At 37.2% G+C, this 18,698-nt stretch carries 18 protein-coding genes; 16 read left to right on the forward strand and 2 right to left on the reverse strand.

Annotated features, from left to right (window positions below; translation table 11 throughout):
- Positions 1–59 precede the first annotated feature (59 nt).
- Together PQ474_RS00140 and rpsN are read right to left on the reverse strand one after the other, a co-directional pair.
- Positions 60–1,100 carry a GTP-binding protein gene (locus PQ474_RS00140; protein WP_273839439.1) on the reverse strand — a complete coding sequence of 347 codons (1,041 nt, stop codon included), beginning with the start codon at positions 1,098–1,100 and terminating at the stop codon, positions 60–62.
- Positions 1,101–1,116: 16 nt separating this feature from the next.
- Positions 1,117–1,386, reverse strand: coding sequence for a 30S ribosomal protein S14 (rpsN, locus tag PQ474_RS00145; RefSeq protein ID WP_273839440.1), 270 nt, complete (start codon positions 1,384–1,386; stop codon positions 1,117–1,119).
- 218 nt (positions 1,387–1,604) lie between these two features.
- On the opposite strand from rpsN, the gene nikA reads away from it, so the two are divergent.
- From nikA to PQ474_RS00225, 16 genes are all read left to right on the forward strand, one after another.
- Complete coding sequence (gene nikA, locus PQ474_RS00150; RefSeq protein ID WP_273839443.1) at positions 1,605–3,167, forward strand: nickel ABC transporter substrate-binding protein; 1,563 nt, start codon at positions 1,605–1,607, stop codon at positions 3,165–3,167.
- A gap of 79 nt (positions 3,168–3,246) precedes the next feature.
- The gene (nikB, locus tag PQ474_RS00155) at positions 3,247–4,197 is read left to right on the forward strand and encodes a nickel ABC transporter permease (protein WP_273839445.1); all 951 of its coding nucleotides are present in this window, start codon (positions 3,247–3,249) and stop codon (positions 4,195–4,197) included.
- Positions 4,197–5,045 (forward strand): nickel transporter permease, encoded by an 849-nt coding sequence (nikC, locus tag PQ474_RS00160; protein WP_273839447.1) that lies wholly within the window; start codon positions 4,197–4,199, stop codon positions 5,043–5,045. The genes nikB and nikC overlap by 1 nt, the downstream gene beginning before the upstream one ends.
- Positions 5,042–5,860 carry an ABC transporter ATP-binding protein gene (locus PQ474_RS00165; protein ID WP_273839449.1) on the forward strand — a complete coding sequence of 273 codons (819 nt, stop codon included), beginning with the start codon at positions 5,042–5,044 and terminating at the stop codon, positions 5,858–5,860. Before nikC ends, PQ474_RS00165 begins: the two co-directional genes overlap by 4 nt.
- Positions 5,857–6,627, forward strand: coding sequence for an ABC transporter ATP-binding protein (locus PQ474_RS00170; protein ID WP_273839451.1), 771 nt, complete (start codon positions 5,857–5,859; stop codon positions 6,625–6,627). Before PQ474_RS00165 ends, PQ474_RS00170 begins: the two co-directional genes overlap by 4 nt.
- A gap of 193 nt (positions 6,628–6,820) precedes the next feature.
- The gene (locus PQ474_RS00175) at positions 6,821–7,327 is read left to right on the forward strand and encodes a GNAT family N-acetyltransferase (protein ID WP_273839452.1); all 507 of its coding nucleotides are present in this window, start codon (positions 6,821–6,823) and stop codon (positions 7,325–7,327) included.
- Positions 7,328–7,455: 128 nt separating this feature from the next.
- A complete protein-coding gene (locus PQ474_RS00180) occupies positions 7,456–8,811 on the forward strand; it encodes an MATE family efflux transporter (RefSeq protein WP_273839454.1) in 1,356 nt (451 codons plus the stop codon).
- A gap of 204 nt (positions 8,812–9,015) precedes the next feature.
- Positions 9,016–9,987, forward strand: a complete 972-nt coding sequence (locus PQ474_RS00185) for a hypothetical protein (protein WP_273839455.1) — start codon at positions 9,016–9,018, stop codon at positions 9,985–9,987.
- A 3-nt stretch (positions 9,988–9,990) separates the two neighbouring features.
- Positions 9,991–10,677 carry a response regulator transcription factor gene (locus PQ474_RS00190; RefSeq protein ID WP_273839456.1) on the forward strand — a complete coding sequence of 229 codons (687 nt, stop codon included), beginning with the start codon at positions 9,991–9,993 and terminating at the stop codon, positions 10,675–10,677.
- Entirely contained in the window at positions 10,674–12,050 is a 1,377-nt protein-coding gene (locus PQ474_RS00195; RefSeq protein ID WP_273839458.1) for a sensor histidine kinase, read from the forward strand. The genes PQ474_RS00190 and PQ474_RS00195 overlap by 4 nt, the downstream gene beginning before the upstream one ends.
- Positions 12,051–12,312: 262 nt before the next feature.
- Positions 12,313–12,789 (forward strand): FixH family protein, encoded by a 477-nt coding sequence (locus PQ474_RS00200; protein ID WP_273839460.1) that lies wholly within the window; start codon positions 12,313–12,315, stop codon positions 12,787–12,789.
- A gap of 522 nt (positions 12,790–13,311) precedes the next feature.
- Entirely contained in the window at positions 13,312–13,848 is a 537-nt protein-coding gene (ssuE, locus tag PQ474_RS00205) for an NADPH-dependent FMN reductase (RefSeq protein ID WP_273839462.1), read from the forward strand.
- 242 nt (positions 13,849–14,090) lie between these two features.
- Positions 14,091–15,452 carry an LLM class flavin-dependent oxidoreductase gene (locus tag PQ474_RS00210; RefSeq protein ID WP_273839464.1) on the forward strand — a complete coding sequence of 454 codons (1,362 nt, stop codon included), beginning with the start codon at positions 14,091–14,093 and terminating at the stop codon, positions 15,450–15,452.
- Between the two features lie 71 nt (positions 15,453–15,523).
- The gene (locus PQ474_RS00215; RefSeq protein ID WP_273839467.1) at positions 15,524–16,579 is read left to right on the forward strand and encodes an ABC transporter substrate-binding protein; all 1,056 of its coding nucleotides are present in this window, start codon (positions 15,524–15,526) and stop codon (positions 16,577–16,579) included.
- A gap of 23 nt (positions 16,580–16,602) precedes the next feature.
- Positions 16,603–17,418 carry an ABC transporter ATP-binding protein gene (locus tag PQ474_RS00220; RefSeq protein ID WP_273839469.1) on the forward strand — a complete coding sequence of 272 codons (816 nt, stop codon included), beginning with the start codon at positions 16,603–16,605 and terminating at the stop codon, positions 17,416–17,418.
- Between the two features lie 17 nt (positions 17,419–17,435).
- On the forward strand, positions 17,436–18,233 hold the full coding sequence (locus PQ474_RS00225) for an ABC transporter permease (protein WP_273840266.1): 798 nt from the start codon (positions 17,436–17,438) through the stop codon (positions 18,231–18,233).
- Positions 18,234–18,698 lie beyond the last annotated feature (465 nt).

An 18,698-nucleotide genomic window follows, 5' to 3' on the forward strand; every position in this document is an offset into this window, starting at 1 on the left:
AGGTGAAAACCGTACCTTTTTCAGCGACCTCGAAAAAAAACTACCTTTTTGAACAACCTCTAGTAAGCTATCCTGTTATCATATTGAATTTGTAAACAGTCATTTAGCATTGTTTCAATTTCTTCTTGATTTAATTCAGAACCAATGAATAGCAACTCAGTCAACGTATTCGTCAAATTTTCAGAGTATATATTCGTTGTGTCAACTTGTATGGACGAGCCGACTTGGGAAATGGAATAGAGTTCTTGCGTAAAGGGATTATAACATCTTCCTTTCATGCGGAAGACTTCACTGGGAAGCTTAGTAAAAAATTGTTCTAAACGGCTAAAGTCCACTGGCGAAAAGCTCTGATATACAAAAGTTTCAATGCCATATTGTCCTATGACTTTCATGTTACTCCTCGAAGTGAAAAGATTGATTTGATCAACATAGAGGTGGCAGGCTGCTTTCATGTCAAAAGCAGTCTTTTTATCCTCGTTTCTCCAGTTCATATCGTTCAACTTACTTACTAAAGCTTTCGGTTGTAAGTTTTGTATGAACACCATTAATTCACCCAGTCGTTCATGTGAAAGCTGTTCTGTATTAGACAAATAAATCATTTCAGCCAGCTCTAACTGATTAATGAGTGTTTCACCAAATGTATACTCTAGTGTAAGGTTAGAATCAATTTCACTGATAGTGATCCCATGTTCAGAGTAATAAGAAAACCAAAAATCTCTTGCATCAATAACATGAATATGGGACTTAATGAACCAATTGTAGTTTCCATTTTGAGAAGTTAAGCTTTCAAAGAGAGAATGTTGATCTGAGATTGGATGAATATCTAAAATAATCTCGTCTAAATGATGGTTACAAGATTCCTCTTCTAGTGCAGTGATCAGATTGGGTATTGTATTTATCTCTACATGATGAACAGCTTCACTAATAAAGTGTGTAAGAGGAAAGGGATCTTCTGAATGGATGACTAACTTAACATCTGTAGGACGAAAGAGGATCACCTTAATGTTTTTTTTCTTATTTCCTTGAATTCTTCTAATTACATCACATTTGTCTTTTAAAGAGAAGCCTGTTACGACTGTTAGAGGTTTTTGTTTTTCCAATCTTCACACATCCCTTTTACCAACTTGATTTTTTTACACCCGGAACCTGCCCCTTATGAGCCAGCTCCCTAAAAGCAATCCTTGAGAGTTTAAATTTACGCAGAACACCACGTGGTCTGCCTGTTAGCTCGCATCTTCTTGTTAATCGGCTAGGCGCAGAATCCCTTGGAAGCTTACTGAGTGCTACGTAGTCCCCCTTTTCTTTTAGTTCTCTTCTTCTTTCAGCATAACGTGCAACAAGCTCTTGTCTTTTCTTTTCCTTTGCAACCTTTGATTTTTTTGCCATTTATGACAACCACCTTTCTAATCACATGATAATCAAAATCATTACGATTTATATGATAGAGGAAATCATCTATGAAGTAAAGTTTTCACCTGAAAATAATTCGTAAATATTACGATTTGTTATTGACGATTGCTAATAGTTTTAAGTATAGTTTATAAGTGCAAATAATAACTATTTCGATTTGTGATGACTTTTCGGGAAAAGGAGTAAAATAAATCATGATAAAAAAGAATGCCATTATTCAAATGCTTTTTGTCTTTGTTCTCATTTTAATGACAGGTTGTAATAATCAAAGTGAAGGTTCTACACCTGCTATGCAGGAAGAGGGTACAACTGAGTCTTCAGAAATAGAAGATAAGTCTTTAACAATGTTATTCAGTTTTGCCTCTAAAACGATCGATCCTCATCAGGACTGGATGGGTGTTCGTGCAGGTATTGCAGAAACATTAGTGAAAATTGATGAAGATTTGCAAATCCAGCCATGGTTAGCAGAATCATGGGAACAAAACGATGAGAAAACATGGACATTTAACATTCAAGAGGGTGTTACATTCCACGACGGAACTCCCGTTGATGGGGAAGCTGTAAAAGCTTCGTTTGAGCGTGTAATGAATGTAAATGATGCGATTGTAACGAACTTAAAAATTGAATCTATGGAAGCAAACGGACAACAAATTACCTTTATAACTACAGAAGAGTATCCAGCATTTCTTTCTGAGCTAGTACATACAAATACTTCTATTATAAAGGCGGATGTAGAAAATATTAGTGAACAACCAATCGCAACAGGTCCTTTCCAAGTGGTTGACTTTACAGCGGAAGCAGAGATTAAGCTGGAAAGATACGAAGATTACTGGGACGGAGTGGCGAATATTGATGAGGTGACAATAAAGTTTAACTCTGATGGGAATGTCAGGGCCCTTGCTCTTCAATCAGGTGAAGCAGACATTGCTTATCATTTGCCTCCTGAGGCGTTAGATCCAATCGAAAATAGTGAAAACCTTCGTGTTGAATCAATTTCAAGCTTACGTGTTCATTTCCTTCTTTATAATCAGGCAAAGCCAGCACTACAAGATGTAAGAGTTCGAAAGGCACTAGATTTTCTTGTTAATCGTCCTGTAACAGTAAGTGAGATTATGAATGGACATGCAACGGCTGCCAATGGGCCGTTCCATCCTGATTTTGCATTCGCAAGTGAAGAAGAGCCAGAAAGTTATGATCCAGAACAAGCTGAGGTTTTACTGAAGGAAGCAGGATACGAGATGAATGACGATGGGAAGTTAGAAAAAGAGGGAGAGGTCCTTGAGTTAACATTGGCAACTTTTCAGGGACGACCAGAACTTCCATTAATGGCACAATACTTGCAAGCAGAAGCTGCAAGTCTAGGAATTGAGATTAATATTGTAACGGTTGAGAACATTGATAGTTATTTATGGGATCAACAGGAAGAATGGGATCTAGTGACGTACTCTAATTTAACGGCACCTCGAGGAGATGGCGGCTATTTCTTAAATGTTGCCTATTTACCAGAGGGTTCATTAAATCCAGGACAAATCGATATTCCAGAACTAAATGAAATAACGAAACAACTAAATGTGACAGCTGATCTAAAAGAGCGTGTTGATCTGCAAAAGCAAGCTGTGGCTATCATTCAAGATGAGGTTCCACAATCGTTTATTTTATATCCTCATATTATTGTAGGAGTCAACGAACGAGTAAAGAACTGGAGTCCAGGGTCTGAAGAATACTACTTAATTACAAATAAAATGGATGTAGAATAGTAGAAAGGTGAAAGTGTCTTAAGATACTTTCACTTTTCTTGTTATCTTTTTATCAATCGATGTTTGGGAGGTGAGTAATATGCGGAAAGTTTTGTCTATAATTGGTTCCAGAATGGTCCAATTAGTCATAATGGTTTTAATCCTTTCTTTTGTGACTTTTTTATTAATGAAATTGACTCCGGGTGATCCTATTAGAACTATTTTAAAGGTAGATGATGTGATAGCAACGACAGCTGAAGAGGAAAGGTTAATGAAAGAATATGGATTTGATCAACCAGTCTTAGTGCAATATAGTCGATGGATTTGGAGTGTTGCACAATTTGATCTAGGAGAATCCATCATCGCTAAAAGGCCTGTGCTCGATATGATTTTAAGCAGATTGCCTGCGACAATTGCTTTATCGATAGGAGGCTTGATTGTACTCTTTCTCATTTCAGTTCCACTTGGGACGTTAGGAGCTGTATATGAAGATCGTTGGCCTGATTATTTAAGTAGATGGATTGCAATGGTGGGAGCTTCTATTCCAAGCTTTTGGCTTGGGTTGTTATTAATCTACTTTTTTTCCTTACAGCTTAACCTTCTACCGGTAATGGGTAAAGGTACGTTAGCTCATTTTGTTTTGCCTTCTATAACTCTTGGTGTCGCCATGGCTCCTATGTATATTCGACTTTTGCGAGAAAGACTCATCTCTACGTTGCAAAGCTCGTACATTGAAGCTGCAAAAGCAAGAGGGCTGCTAAAGAGTCGTATTCTTCTTTTTCATGCCCTTAGAGGAAGCTTGATCCCACTAGTTACTATGTTTGGATTAAGTATAGGTAGTCTTCTCGGAGGAATAACGGTTATTGAAATTCTCTTTTCCTGGCCAGGGATGGGGGAACTGATTGTGAATGCGGTTATGCAACGTGATTATCCGGTCATTCAAGGTTATATCCTTATTGTCGGTTTCTTAGTAGTGATCACAAATCTTATTGTAGATTTACTGTATTTGGTGATTAATCCTCAAATCAAGCAAGGAAAGGAGTTAGTGTAATGGAAGTAGCATTGATGAAAACATCTCGAATTCTCCGTAATCCTAATCTAGTTATTGGCATGTTCCTTGCCATGCTTCTTGCATGTATGACGTTTCTTGGAGGTACATTCGTTTCTCATGATCCTTTTCAAATTGATATGGGAAACAGATTGCAAGGGGCATCGTCTGTTCACTTTCTTGGAACGGATCAATTAGGTCGAGATGTTTTTTCAAGAATTGCATATGGGGCTAAACTAACGATTGGACTCGGACTGTTTGCCATAGTAATGGCTATATGTATTGGCGTTCCAATCGGGCTCATTTCTGGTTTCATTGGTGGGAGAATCGATGCTATTTTTATGAGAATCATAGATGGAATTTTAGCTTTTCCTGATTTTATTTTAGCGATTGCAATCGCTGGAATGCTAGGCCCTAGCTTAACGAATATCATCATTGCCATTGTTTTAGTGAGGTGGATTGTCTATGCGCGGGTTGTCCGAGGTTTGGTCCTTGTAGAAAAAGAAAAAGAGTATGTACTAGTTTCAAAGGTGTCTCATTCTAATTCTTTTAAAACGATCCGTATGCATTTGTTACCACAGGTGATGCCAGACATTATTGTAATGGCAGCAATTGATGTAGGGAAAGTGATTTTACTTATATCAGCAATGTCCTATATCGGTCTTGGAGCGCAACCACCTATCCCAGAATGGGGAGCGATGCTTAACGATGGTCGAGGATATTTTCAAGTGATCCCTTCATTGATGATTTTCCCGGGGCTTGCAATCATGTTAACTGTTCTATGTTGTAACTTACTAGGAGATGGATTGAAAAGTTATTTTGATATTAGAAAAGGGAGGGATTATTTGTGAGCAAGCCCCTTATTTCTATCCAGAACTTGTATATTGAAAATAAAGGTGGAGAAAAGCCGCTTTTGAGAAACGTAAATGTAGAGATACAAAAGGGTGAGATTGTTGGTTTAATTGGAGAAAGTGGAAGCGGGAAAAGCTTAACAGTTAAAGCCATTATGGGTCTTCTTCCGTCAGAAATGAATGTAAGAGGTCAGATTTTTTATAAGAACGATGATCTGATAAAGCTCTCATCAAAAGAACACCGTAAACTTCTTGGGAAAGAAATCGGCATGATTTTTCAAGATTACAGGGGGAGCTTTACCCCATTTATTAGGATTGGAAAGCAAATGGTTGAGACGATTCGTACCCATCATGTGGTTGGAAAAAAAGAAGCAAAGAACATGGCAACTAATGCTCTTGAGGAGATGGGTCTAGATGCTGAGCGAGTTTACCAAAGTTATCCGTTTCATTTAAGTGGTGGACAGGTTCAGCGTGCTGCTATTGCAATGGCTTTAGTACTAAGGCCTTCTTTGCTTATATGTGATGAGATCACAACAGCGTTAGACGTGATGAATGGAGAGAAAGTATTAAATTATATCAATCAAATTCGGCAGGAAACGGGTTGTGCTGTCCTGATGATTACTCATGATTTAGCCCAAGCTTATAAGCGAACGGATCGCATGTATGTGATGCATCAAGGTGAAATCGTTGAAGAAGGTTTACCCGAACAGATTCGCTGTCATCATAAGCACCCATATACAAAAAAACTATGTTCTTGTTTGCTTTCCCTACCTGAAGAACAATCCGTACGAAATGAAAGAGTGGTTTCGATATGAGTGTAATTGTAGAGTGTCTATCAAAACAGTATTCTAAGGGCATTTCTGCTTTGGATAACATATCTTTTCGTGTAAAAGCGGGAGAATGCCTAGGGATAGTAGGCGAAAGTGGTAGTGGGAAAAGTACTTTAGCAAGAGTGCTTTTAGGATTAGAACCCTATAATGAAGGCAATCTTACTTTTAATGGGAAACCGATAGCCCCGAAAAAAAGAGCCCTGTTACGTCAATACCGAAAGAGTGTTCAAATGATCTTCCAAGATTCGACTAGTACGCTGAACCCAAAGCTGCCGATATGGAAAAGTATACTTGAACCTCTAGATAACTTTAAGGAAGTTACCCCTTCTTTTCTAACGGCAGAAGGACTTTCAAGAAAAGAAATGGCAGAAGAGCTTTTAGCATTAGTGGGTTTAGACAAACAAATGGTCGATCGCTATCCAGGAGAATTAAGTGGAGGGCAAAAGCAGCGAGTGAGTATCGCTAGAGCTTTAAGCATTGAACCATCCCTTCTTGTTTGTGACGAACCTACAGCAAGCTTAGATGTTACGGTTCAAGTTCAAATTTTGCGTCTCCTGAAGGATCTTCAAAAAAAAACGAACATGACGATTATTTTTATCTCTCATGATATAAGGGCTGTTACATTTTTATGTGAAAAAGTGATTGTTCTTAGGAACGGTTCCATTGTCGATCAGTTTCAGCTGGCAGAACTTTATCATAAGGATCGTCATTCCTATACAAAAGCCTTGATTAGAGCAGCTTCAATCGAGTAACATTACAGTCAGTGAGTGTGAAGATGACCTACCAAAAGAAATTTTAAGAAATATCCCTTTCCTTTAAATGTTGGGCTGATAAGCGTAATGGTTTCTATTAATCTTGTGTTAAACTCTTATAATGTAGTTGAACCGCCAATTGTAATTGATACAGTAATATAAATCATATTTGCAGAAAAATGAAGGAGAACTTATGATTAACATTCGAGAAGTAAAAACAGAAGACATCAATGCAGTCTCAACCTTTATACTTGCAACGATGCAGGAGGTCTATCCTTTTCCGTTAAGTAAGGCATCTAGAAATGATCTTGATGACATGGAGAAGTTGTTTATTAATCGACGTGATGCAACAATTATGGCAGCATTCTTGAATGATAAAGTAGTAGGAACCATTGCTGTTAGACCTTATGATGGGCGCATTGTTTCCTTGAAAGATCGTTATCAGTTAGCGACAACTTGTGAAATTATAAAGTGTTATGTAGATCAGCATGTAAGACAACAAGGTATAGGTTCCTTACTTTTTGAGAGAACGGTTGACTATTGTAAACAAAAAAATTATAAGACCATGTATCTCCATACTCATCGTTTTTTACCTGGTGGTTTAACTTTTTGGAGGAAGAAAGGTTTTCAAATAATACTTGATGAGCGGGGAAGTCTTCAGACTGTACACATGGAGCAAGAGGTTAATCAGCTTTTGTAAAGAGAGCAAATTAGAAAAATGCGAGGATAGCTACTTGAATGTGAACGAGCAGCGAGTGAAAGAATGTTCTACTAGCAATACGAACAGTAGTCTAGAATCGAACGTAAGAATCGTAAAAGGAGATAAGGATGAAGGCAGCAACCGCTTCTATAGAAATGAAAGGTGCTTTGACCTTAAGTCATAGGCAATACTTAGCACTAGCCATACCACTTGTTATTTCCGGTATCTCGACTCCGATATTGGGAGCAGTTGATACAGCAGTTGTGGGGCGAATTCCTGACCCAGCTTCGATTGGTGGAGTGGCGATTGGGGCTGTTATTTTTAATACAATGTACTGGCTGCTTGGTTTTCTCAGGGTTAGTACAAGTGGCTTTACTGCACAAGCAGAAGGAGCAAATAATCAAAAAGAAATGCAATTATCCTTTCTACGACCGATGATTTTGGCCGTGTTATTTGGCTTGTTGTTCATCATGATCCAGCAACCTATTTTACAAATTGCATTATCTTTAATCGGAGGAACTGAAGCGGTATCGACATTTGCTGCAACCTATTTCTCTATTCGAATTTGGGGGGCACCATTTATTCTACTAAGCTATGTGATGATTGGTTGGCTTATGGGATTGGGAAAGGTTCGATTAGCCTTAGTAACTCAAATTTTGATGAATGTCTTAAATATTATTTTAGATATTGTTTTTGTTCTAGGCTTGGGAATGGGAGTTGCAGGGGTTGCTTATGCAACACTCATATCTGAAATCAGTGCTGTACTATTCGGGGCATGGATCATTTTTCGGACAAATAGAGTTAAAATATCACACATGAAACTACAAATGTTAATAGAAACTGAACCTCTTATAAAGATGTTGAAGGTCAATCGAGATTTATTTCTACGGACAATATGTCTACTTACAATGACCGTGATCTTTACGGCAAAGGGTGCTAGTATGGGGGAAGTTACATTAGCAGCCAATGCTATTTTACTACAAATCCATTATATCATGGCTTATTTGTTTGGAGGATTTGCAAATGCATCGAGTATCGTTGTCGGAAGGGCGATAGGAGGTAGAAATCTATCTCTTTATCAACGTGCATTTTCCCTATCAGCACAATGGGGCTTCATTGCCGCAATCGTATTATTTTTATTTATCCTTTTATTTGGTGACAATATTGTTGGATTATTTACAACCATCATGGCAGTAAAAGAAGAGGCAATAGAACTATTAATCTGGATGATGGTTTTTCCTATTGTTGGATTTTGGGGCTTGCAATTAGACGGAATTTTTTCAGGTGCTACAGAAGCCAGATCTATTAGAGACTCTATGATCCTCGCATTAATCGTCTTTTTGCTTGCTATTTGGTTATTTGTACCTAATTATCAAAATCATGGGGTTTGGTTTTCTTTTGTCGTATTCAGTTTTGCGCGTTCCTTCTTTTTATCGTTATTTGTACCGAGGTTAACCCGTACAAAATTCAATAATAAACAATAAACTCAATATACAGACGCATATCTAAAACAGGAGCGTCTGTTTTTGTTGTTTAAGTTGTAAACTTATTGAAGCTATGCATAAATAAATGGATAAAAACAAGGAGAAAATGAATGATAAATCGCTAAACTTCAAAAAGATTTCACATGATCATGCTAAGATCGTTTTGTACAATTAAAGTTCTGTTGGTGAAAAAAGGAGAAACGAATGAAACGTTGCAGCTTTGTTATTTTAGTATGCTTTACTTTTATGATAAGTGGGTGCAACAATACCCAATCTTTTAATGTACCTAAAACCGATCAGCCAATGGCTATCGTAGCTCATGTAAAAAAGCAAGAGATAACCTTTTTAGATGTCGTCCAAAATCAGGTGCTAGGTTCAGAAGATAGTCATTTTCTGATTACAGAGATGGTAAGCATTGAGAACGGCACTATTGTGGCTACAAGTCAAAGTGAGGACTCCCTTCTTCTCTATAATATAGAAAAGAGGAGTGTTTCACCTTTTCTAAAATTAAATCAAGGACTTACTGCGATACAATATGATCAAACATCAAGAAATCTATTTGTTACAGATATTGTGAATGACCAAGTACATCAAATAGATATGAAAAGAGAAGAGTTGGTTCAGAGTATAGAGGTTGACTCCTATCCAACTGATTTGGAGTTTGGGTTTGATGAATTGTTTGTTCTTAGCGGTGAGCGTAATCATGTTACGGTTACTGACCTAAAGTTGCAAACAACATTACAAACGTTTCCGGTCCTAGAGCGTCCATCTGGCATGTACTATGACGGTGAAAACCTTTGGATTGGCGGTCATGGTTCATTCGGAGAGTTAAATAAACGTATTTTGGCCTACGATCCTAACACAGGAAGGGAAGTTAATGAGATTGAGGTTGGGTTAATGCCGATTGACTTCTTTGGGGATCGTAACTCGCCTTATTTCTATGTATTATGCCACGGTGATCATGGGTTATATAAGGTCAACAAAGAGACAAACGAAGTGGAAGATGTTATTGAAGTTGGACAAAATCCGAATTTTGTAACTGGAAATGAGGACAGGTTATTTGTGACCAATCTCGATGGCAACTCTCTTTCTATTATCGATAGACACTCCTTTGAATTAATAGAGGAAGTACCGGTTGCAACTGGTCCGTATGCAATCATATTGTTGGAGGATTAGAGGATGAACAATACTCGTCATATATTAGTCGTTGATGATGAAACGGAATTACTCGAACTTGTAACTTCGTTTTTAGAAAAAGAATCTTATAATGTCTTAACAGCTCAAAGCGGCCTTGAAGCCCTACAGCTCATGGAAACATATTTGATTGACTTAGTCGTATTAGATGTCATGATGGATGAGATGGACGGGTTCATTGCCTGTGAAAAAATAAGAGAAGTTTCACAAGTACCCATTATCATGCTAACGGCAAGAAGCGGGGAAGAAGATAAAATTAAAGGATTAAAAATGGGTGCGGATGATTATATTGTCAAACCATTTAGTCCTAGGGAGCTTATAGCTCGAGTAGAGGCAACGCTTAGAAGGTCTCAAGGATTACAAGCCCCAACAAATAGGCTAAGAATATTCGAATTAGAGCTAGACAAGATTGGGCGGATGATCTATATAAACCGAGAGCCCATTAATGTGACGAGAAAAGAGTATGATTTATTACTCTTTTTAATGGAGCATCATGGCCGAGTTTTTTCTAGAGAGCATCTCCACGAACGAATATGGGGAATGGATTCACAAATGGGAACGTTACGAACTGTAGATACTCATATTAAAACATTGCGATTAAAACTGAAGTCTGCTGAACGGTTTATTAAGACGGTTTGGGGAGTAGGGTATAAATTTGAGGCAAACTCATGAAAAATTGGTCCATCAAGAAAAAAGTTTGGATCGCAATCTTTTGTATGTTATTGACCATTATCGTAGGGGCCATCTTTCTCACTTTATTTTTATACGATGAACTTTACGTAGAAAAACAAATTGAATTATTAGTGACAGAAGGAGAGCATCTGGCTGAATTTCATCGTAGGGGCGAAGAAGCTTTTTTTGAACGTTTGGATTGGTCTAAGCAAACGATTGCTTCAAATGTTCTCTTTTCCGACGATCCAATGCAATTAGGAAGCGGGATACCGTTTGAACCATATTCCAATGAAAATATGATTACGTTTGAAGAAAGACAACTGTTGCTGGAGGGAGAAACCGTCGTGATGGTTCGCCCGCATCCTCATTTTGGGCAAGATATACTTGGGGTAGCCGTTCCATTATTTCAAAATGATCATTTGTCGGGGGCGGTATTACTTTCAATGCCTTTATCGGAAGTCTATGAACCGTTTCTACAAATACGAGTGGTTTTAATCTTTTCGTTAATTGTTGTGATTTTAGTAATTATCTTAATTAGTAAGAAAGTCATTAACGATGTTGTTCAACCATTAAGTGATATGAAACAAATATCAACGTTAATGGCAGAAGGAGACTTTTCAAAGAGAATACATGCTAACAGAAGCGATGAATTGGGTCAGTTGGCACACTCATTTAATAGTCTTTCAACATCATTAGAAAAAGTTGAGGATAAGAGACGGGAGTTCCTTGCGAATGTGTCTCACGAGCTTAGAACTCCTTTAAGTTATATGAAGGGCTACGCAGAAGCCATGGAAGAAGGGGTAATCGAGCAGAAAAAGGGACTTGCGATTATTCAAAAAGAATCAAATCGGTTAGAACGTCTTGTGAATGACTTGCTTGACTTGGCACAACTTGAGGGAGATTCTTATCCAATACAAAGGGAACCAATCGCATTTGCGCAACTCATAAGTGAAGTGATTGAGTCGTTTGAATTAATTGTCACACAGAAAGACATTCGATTGGTCCAGAATATGGACGAAGAAAGTATCATCTATGGCGATCGTGACCGCCTTGAACAGGTCATTCGTAATCTGTTAGACAATGCGATAAGATACACTCCAGCGAATAAGCAAATCAGTATTGCATTGACAACAGATCATGGTTGGAGCGAACTCATTATTGCAGACGAAGGCATCGGTATTCCTGAAAAAGATCTCAAAGCAGTGAAAGAGCGTTTTTATCGTGTGAATAAAGCAAGGACACGCAACAGCGGAGGAACTGGACTTGGACTAGCTATTGTATCACAGATCATTAACAAGCATGATGGAGTGTTTGAACTATATTCCAAGGTTGGACAAGGTACGAGTGCGAAGATCAGAATTAAAACAATCTAATCTATATTTATAAGAAAGGGTGATTTAAAGGCAATATAACTAATAAATCACCTTTTTTCGTATGAAAAATAGAGGGATTTTTGATTTTTCACTAGCCTTTCACAATTACTGTTTAAGCTAGAAAAGAAGAAAGTAGATAAGAAGTAAAGGAGAGATATATATAGTAAGAAAAATAGAGGGAAAAGGTGAAAGTTGCTTTCACAATAAGTATATTAAAGGGCAGTAAACTGGATAGGGAATCGAACTTAAAGGAGAAAATAGGATGAAGCAAACAGTATTACTAACAATGGCAATGGTCCTTTTTGTGTTAACGGCTTGCATGGGCAATACGCAAAGCACTGATAAAATGGATGGAGTATCAGAAATTATCACAGTTGACATTTTCACTCCAGAGAGGATCTTGCCTCAAGAAGAAGTCGTGCTAGAGGTAAAAGTAACTCAAGGAAAAGAGAATATTGAAGATGCACAGGAAGTGGAATTTGAAATATGGAAACACGCAGGACGAGATGAAGGTGAGATGATAGAGGCTGCTCTCCAAGGAGAAGGAATTTATCAGGTTACACATACGTTTATAGAAGACGGAGTCTATTATGTTCAAACGCATGTAACAGCTCGTGACATGCATATCATGCCAACGAAACAAATGATTGTTGGTGATGTGTCTGAAGCAGAACTAGAGGCGTTGGAGGATGAGGACGATGTTGAAGAAATGGAATCGGGTGGCCACTCTGGGCATTAATTAATAAATTCAAAGCAATGATGAACGAAATAAATAGTGGAAGGAATTTGGTCTGAACTTATACTTAGGCACAGACTTAATTTTTTTACAGGCAAAATTTTTGCATCAAAAAAATTTATTCTTAGATTCCTGTTTAATTTAAGAATTATATTAGCAGTTCGCTAACAGCCTTAGACTTATCTTGTTTAAATGTTATCTAAAGATCTTAAAAAGGATCGGAACTTTTTTTGTATTCAAAGATTTTTTAAATTCGGACTTGACTTATAGGAATACTTTAAATGAAATACAATTAATAAAATATTCAAAAAACCGATTGGTTAACCAAAGGATATAGAAGTCGAGGGAGTTTCCCTTTGTCTTTTCTATATCCTTTTTGTTTGCTAAAAATGGAAGGAGCCATTATGCCATTAAGCTAACAGATTATCTAAACGAAGGAAGTTATTTAAAATTCTTGAAATAAGGAAGCTGTAATGTAACTTTATAAAGCACAGGCATTTATTTGTTAAAAATAGGGGGAGTTATATGTCAAAGGTAATCATAGTTTCTGGGAGCCCATCTAAATCTTCAAGATTAAATGGAATCCTTCATTATGCTGAAGAGTTTTTAAGGGAGAATGGTAATGATGTAGAAATATTGAATGTTATTGATATTCCAGCTGAGGATTTAATCTTTGCGCGCTTTACTAGCGAAGCTATACTAACTGCAATTAAGCAGATTGAAGAAGCAGATGCAGTTATTGTTGCAAGTCAAGTCTATAAGGCTTCCTTTACAGGAGTTTTAAAAACTTTTCTAGATTTACTTCCTCAAAAAGGGCTTGAAGATAAAGTTGTCCTCCCACTTGTATTAGGCGGTACATTGGCTCATTTTCTGACGATAGATTATAGCTTTAAACCAGTTTTAGCTACATTAGGTTCAAAAAGAGTATTGAATGGTGTGTATTCTTTAGATTCAAATGTTCAATATAACATAAATGGAATCATAGAGTTTGAGGATCAAACACAAGAAAGGATTAATCAGGCTCTGGTTGAGTTAATCAAGGAGATACAGATTAATTTTTGATTAAAGTTATTTTATCTAAAAGAAAACAAAAAATACTTGACCGACTAGTTCACTAGAGGCCCTATCTATTCCAGATAAGGCCTCTTTATGATCAATTTAGTTGCCGTTTGGACGACCAAAGGCCCCTTGTTTAGAAGGGGTCTTATACTTTGTTAAGGGGGTGAAGAATTACCTTGAAAGTTTAAATAAAGAAGGTAATTATACAAAAAATCAAAATCAAAAAGAATTAGGAGTGGTATGTGATGGGAGACAATAAGCGTGAAATGAAACTTGGTGCATTTTTTATGATTCCTGGACATCATGTTGCTTCTTGGAGACATCCGGAAAGTGCTGCCGAACAAGTACAACAATTTGACCTATATAAACGATTAGCAGAAACGGCTGAAAAAGGGAAATTTGATATGATCTTTTTTGCAGATGGGTATGCCGTCAATGATCATCACGAGTCCACGATTGAGCAAACAGTTACGGTTCGTCCTGATCCACTTACCTTATTATCTGCCATCTCGGCTGTTACGAACAAAGTCGGGCTAACAGCAACTGTGTCCACTACTTATAACGAACCATTTCATGTTGCACGAAAATTTGCTTCTTTAGATCATCTAAGTGGAGGTCGTGCAGCTTGGAATGTCGTTACATCTTCAAGGGATGCTGAAGCTCAAAATTTTAACAAAAGTAAGCACCCGGAGCATGAATCAAGATACGAAAGGGCGGAAGAGTTTGTAGATGTAGTTAGAAAACTTTGGGATAGTTGGGAGGATGATGCACTTCAAATTAATCGAACCACAGGAAGGTTTGCTGATCCAAGTAAAGTACATGAAGTGAATCACAAAGGGAAATTTTTTTCGGTTAGAGGCCCTTTAAACGTATCAAGGCCTATTCAGGGGCATCCTGTAATAATCCAAGCAGGTTCATCAGAAGCTGGGAGAGAATTAGCAGCAAAAACAGCAGAAGTTATTTTTACAGCTTGGCAAACATTAGAGGAAGCTCAAGCATTTTATCAAGATATAAAAACAAGATTAGTAAAATATGGTCGTTCTAAAGATGAATTAAAAATAATGCCAGGTGTGTTTCCTATTATTGGACGGACAGAAGAGGAAGCTAGCAACAAGCAACAATTGCTCCGCGAGTTAATCCCAGAAAAATCAGGTGTTGCTTTGCTTTCGGCTTTAATCAGTTTTGATCTTTCTGCATTCCCTGTAGATGGGCCACTACCTGATTTACCAAATATAAAAAATATAAATGGAGGAAAAAGTAGATTTAAATTATTAAAAGATTTAGCAGAGCGAGAACAGTTAACCATTCGTCAATTATACCAGCAAATTGCTGGAGCAAGAGGACACCGAGAAATAAAAGGTACACCAGTTCAAATTGCAGATCAGTTACAGGAATGGTTTGAAAATGGTGCAGCAGATGGCTTCAATATTATGCCTCCTTATTTACCAGGTGGATTAGAAGACTTTGTTGAGCTTGTTATACCCGAACTGCAAAAACGAGGGTTATTTCGGAAAGAATATACGGGGAATACTCTTAGGGAACATCTTGGCTTAAACCGTCCTACATCTACTTTACTAGTTAATACGAAAGTAGGAAAATTGAGTTAATAAATTTATTAATCCGACTAAATAAGTTTATTTAGTCGGATTAATTAAAATGACAAATTGGAGGCTATAGCATGCGAAACATTCGTAACTCTTCACTAATTGTTTATTCAATCATGTTCCTTTTTCTACTAATAGGGTGCAACTCAGCAAATCAAACCGAAACGAAAGAGGTAGATTCTAGCAAAACGCAAGATCATGTAAGCGGTGATGCGTTTGAAACAAAAGTACTCCGCTATTCCGGTACAGCAGGTCAAGTTTCTTTTTGGGAACTAGCGGAAGATTTAGGTTATTTAGAACCACTTAAATTAGAATGGACAGGGAATTCAACAAGTGGTCCTGAAAACATTCAAGCTACTGTTACTGGAAATATTGATTTTGGAGGTGCATTTAATGGAGCGATTGTAAAGCTAGTGGAAGCAGGTGCACCAATTACGGCTCTTATTGGATATTATGGTTCAGATGATCAAACGTGGAATGGATACTACGTCCTTGACGATAGCCCTATTAAAGGAGCGAAAGACTTAATTGGAAAGCAAATCGGAGTGAATACGTTAGGAGCTCATCATGAATTTGCAATTGTAGAATATTTACGAAGGGAAGGGTTAACAAAAGAAGAAGTAAATGAGGTTTCTTTAGTAGTAATACCGCCAGCAAACGGAGAACAATCCTTACGTTCAGGTCAATTAGATGCTACGACTCTTGGAGGAGTGATTAAGGAAAAGGCTTTAGAACGAGGGGGCATTCATCCGTTATTTAAAGATACAGATTTATTTGGCTCTTTTACCGCAGGTAGCCTAGTATTTCGAGATGATTTTATTAAGAATAATCCCAATACCGTTGCGAAATTTGTTGAAGGTATGGCAAAAGCCATTGAATGGGCAAGAGAAACTCCAGTTGAAGATGTTAGAGAACGTATGAAAAGCATAATAGAGAAGCGGAGCCGAAATGAGGATACAGAATTAGTTCAATATTGGAAAAGTGTCGGAATAGAAGGACAAGGTGGACTAATTCTAGAATCAGAATTTCAAGTTTGGATTGAGTGGCTTGAGGAAGATGGATTCTTAGACCCTGGGAAACTTTCAGTTGAAGATATTTATACAAATGAGTTTAATCCATATAATAACTAATTTGTTAGTGGGAGGTTGAAGGGATGACTACAAAAATAAGTATACAGGATGTAACAAAAACGTTCCCGGGTAAAAAAGGAAAGAGCGCAACTATCAAGCAATTTACTGCTGTTGACAACATTAATCTTGATATTAAAGCAGGAGAGTTTTTTGTGATAGTGGGACCTAGCGGTTGCGGAAAATCTACTTTATTAGATTTGTTAGCTGGACTTACAACTGCAAATAGTGGAGTAATAAAACTAGATGGTAACCCTCTTTCTGGACCGGAATTAGATCGAGGAATTGTTTTCCAACAGTACGCTTTATTTCCTTGGTTGACAGCCTTAGGGAACGTTACGTTCGGTTTAGAATTAAAAGGCTACTCCAAAAAAGAACGAATCCAAATTGCAAGAGAGTATATATCACTAGTTGGGTTAGATGGATTTGAAGATCGCTTTCCTCATGAACTTTCGGGAGGAATGAAACAGCGAATCGCGATTGCAAGAAGTTTAGCGTATAATCCCGAAGTGTTAATGATGGATGAACCGTTTGCTGCACTAGATGCGCAAACACGAGAGACATTACAAAGTGAACTATTGGGCATTTGGAAAAAAACAGGGAAGACTATTGTTTTTATCACACATGGCATCGACGAAGCTGTTTATCTTGGACAACGAGTGGCTGTTATGACGTCAAGTCCAGGACGAATTAAAGAAGTTATAGAAATTCCTTTAAATGCTTTAGATTATAAACAAGACATCCGTTCTTTACCAGAATTTGGTGTTTATCGTCATAAAATATGGTCACTACTTCGTGAAGAAGTTGATAAAGCGCAAAATAATGAAAAGCAAATTATTTAATAAGGGGGGAATGAATGATGGCACGAACAGAAGGGACGATTCAAATGATAAGAAAACGTGAGCGTATATCCGCAGAGGTTTTCTTCATAAAAAGCACTAAATGGATTTCGACATTACTAACTAAAACAATCTCAATTATATTGCTCTTACTCGCATGGGAATTAATACCTAGATTCGGGTTAGTGGAGGTTGCCTTCTTTCCTCCTTTCTCCCAAGTAGCTACCGGGTGGTATGAGTTAATATTATCTGGTCAACTTGCTCAACATATAACGGCAAGCTTAGCTCGTTCAATCATAGGCTTTACAATAGCGGTGCTTTCCGCAATACCATTAGGAATTATGATAGGTTGGTTCAAACTATTTTCAGATCTTGCTAATCCTTTACTGGAAGCTTTTCGCAATACAGCAGCATTGGCCATTTTACCTGTATTTATTTTATTATTAGGTATAGGTGAAGCCTCTAAAATAGCAGTAGTCATATACGCTTGCACTTTTCCGATTTTAATAAGTACCATTAGTGCGGTTCGAAATGTGGACCCTTTATTGATTAAATCAGCAAAATCAATGGCAATTACTCCGATAAAACTTTTTATAAAGGTCATATTGCCCGCGGCTTCGTCCATTTTGGTTCTAATAGCTGCTGAGATGATTGGTGCTAAAGCAGGGTTGGGTTTTTTGATTATTAACTCTCAACATAGCTTTCAGATTCCATATATGTACGCAGGGATATTAACAATTTCTGCAATCGGAATGCTTGTGAATTACTTACTTCTAAGGTTAGAGAGACGATTGTCTCGATGGAAAGTGGGTCAGTAGTGATTGGAAATTAGGAATTGGATTTGGGGTTCATTATAGTTCAGCTTATGCCAAGAGGTTATTCACATCTCTTGGTTTCTTTTCTGGTCCTAAAGACAAGTTCTCATGTATAACCTTGCTATATATTTGGAATTCTTCAATGAAGTTGATTTAATTATCAGAAAAAGTATTGACATCTTTTTAATTAGCCTTTATTATTCATATAAATAAATACTTTTATTATTTAAGATCGAAAATATCGTGCCAACAAAGGAAAAATATATTTTTGTGTGTAATACCTAGTATTTCTATTGGTTTAATTAAATAATCATAATTGTCGACTAGATAACTAGAGACTTTCATTCAACTTTTTATATGAATTGGATGAAAGTTTTTTTTGAAATTAAATAAAAACCTATCTAAATATTGGGGTATTTGGTTGAAAGGAGATATCATTATATGAAAAAACGCTAAGAAAATATTGAT

This window comes from Halalkalibacter alkalisediminis (assembly GCF_028610705.1).
Lineage (GTDB): Bacteria > Bacillota > Bacilli > Bacillales > Bacillaceae_D > Halalkalibacter > Halalkalibacter alkalisediminis.